Raw genomic sequence first — 1,833 nt, forward strand, 5'->3', positions numbered from 1 at the left:
AGCGAGGACAGCACCGCCACCAGCAGCGAATTGACCAGCGCGGAGGTGAGGCGTGCATCGGACAGCACCGCCTGGTACCAGCGCAGCGACGGGCCGGTGAAAGGCGGGATCGGGAAAGAGGTCGCCTGCAGCGAGAACAGTATCAGCACGACCACCGGCAGGAAGATGAAGCCGTAGACGGCGATCGCGTAGAGCCAGGCGGCGAGGCGGACGGCAGCACGCATGGTCAAGCCCGCTCGATCTTCAGCCAGCGGGCGCAGGCGAGATAGGCGACGGTGACGACGGCCATCAGGATGATCGAAAGCGCCGAGGCCAGCGGAAAATCGCCGCGCCGGCCGATCTGCATCATGACCAGCTGCGGCATGACCAGCTCGTTGTTGCCGCCGAGGATCTGCGGCGTGATGTAGTCGCCGATGCAGAGTACGAAGGTGAGGAAAGCCCCGACCATGATACCGGGCAGGGTCAGCGGCAGCACGACATGCAGGAAGGTCCGCACCGGCCCGGCACCGAGGTCGGCGGCCGCCTTGCGATAGCTCGGGCTAAGTTGTTTCAGATTGGCGAATATGGTGAGCGTCAGCAGCATGACGAAGAAGTGGACGAAGCCGGTGACGGTGGCGAACCGAGTGTTCGCAAGCTGCAGCGGCTCTGCGACCAAGCCGACGCCGGTGAGCGCCCGATTGATGACGCCGTTCTGCGCCAGCACGAGCAGCCAGGAATAGGAGCGCACGACGTAAGACGTCCAGAACGGCAGCACGGCGAGCATCAGTGCCAATCGCTGCCAGCGCTCCGGCACTTGCTCGGCGAGGATCCAGGCGAATGGATAGGCGAGCACGATCGAAATCACGGTGACGATTGCGGTCACCTTCAACGAGTTCACCATCGCCCGCCAGTAGGATGGATCGGTGAAGAACTGGCTGTAATTGGCCAAAGTGAAGCCGCCGCCTTCATGCGCCGTCAGGCTCGACAATCCCATGGCGACGAAGGGCAGCACGAAGAACAGAAGCGTCCACGCCAGCGCCGGCGCGACCAGCGCCCAGGGCAGGGCACGCAGGTTGCTTCCGGCAACGCTCATCGGCCGATTACTGCGCCTGCAGCATTTCGGTCCATATGTCCTGCATCTTCTTGTCGAGATCGGCGTTCGGCGCCGGATAAGCCTGGGCGCGGGCGAGGAAGCCGGGCTGCTCGTCGAAGCGCAGGATCTTCTTCTGCTCTTCGGTGAGCGCCGCCTTCTTGTTGGACGGCATGCCCCAGTAGCAGGAGGAGGTGGCAAGGCGCGCCTGGCCCTCCGGGCTCAGGATATACTGGATGAATTTTAGCGCCATGTCCTTGTTCTTGGATTGCTTGAACATGGCGAGCGACTGCGACCATAGCACCGCGCCTTCCTTGGGGATCGAGAAGTCGAGCGCCGGGTTTTCCTTGGCGAGCCCCGCCGTCACCCACTCGCCGCCGCCGACAAGGACGTCCACCTCGCCGGTCGCAAGCGCGGTCTGGCTGGCGGTGACTTCGCCGACCAGCTTGGCGTTGGCCTTCATCTTGAGCAGCTCGGCCTTGAGAGCGGGCAGGTCTGCCTCGGTGAGGTCGGCGGTCTTCTTGCCGATGGCCAGAGCCGCCATGCCGATGACCGGCAGGTAATAGTCGTAGATCGCGATCTTGCCCTTGTATTTGTCGCTGGTCAGCGAAGCCAGCGACTGCATGTCGGCCGGATCGACCTTGGTCTTGTTGAAGCCGATCGTGTTGTAGCCGAACTTTTCGGTGATGCCGTAGCGCTTGCCGTCGACTACGGTCGACTTGTCCATCTTCACTTCCGGAAAGAGGTCGGCGAAAGGCAGCTTG

2 protein-coding genes and 1 pseudogene are annotated in these 1,833 nt (G+C 63.1%); all 3 read right to left on the reverse strand.

Features of this window, described 5'->3' with window-relative positions:
* Nucleotides 1–224 (reverse strand): annotated as a pseudogene (locus EOA60_RS31310) (ABC transporter permease); the annotation flags it as partial.
* Nucleotides 225–226: 2 nt separating this feature from the next.
* Entirely contained in the window at nt 227–1,072 is an 846-nt protein-coding gene (locus tag EOA60_RS31315; protein WP_095824701.1) for an ABC transporter permease, read from the reverse strand.
* A 7-nt stretch (nt 1,073–1,079) separates the two neighbouring features.
* Nucleotides 1,080–1,833 (reverse strand): extracellular solute-binding protein (locus EOA60_RS31320; RefSeq protein ID WP_128312503.1); only part of this gene is annotated, 754 nt, incomplete at its 5' end.

Origin of the sequence: Mesorhizobium sp. M1A.F.Ca.IN.020.06.1.1, from assembly GCF_004023265.1 — a bacterium.
GTDB lineage: Bacteria > Pseudomonadota > Alphaproteobacteria > Rhizobiales > Rhizobiaceae > Mesorhizobium.

What these genes read in the sequence shown, in the direction of transcription:
- EOA60_RS31315 (WP_095824701.1), bottom strand. Translation starts at nt 1,072, where the DNA reads ATGAGCGTTGCCGGAAGCAACCTGCGTGCCCTGCCCTGGGCGCTGGTC.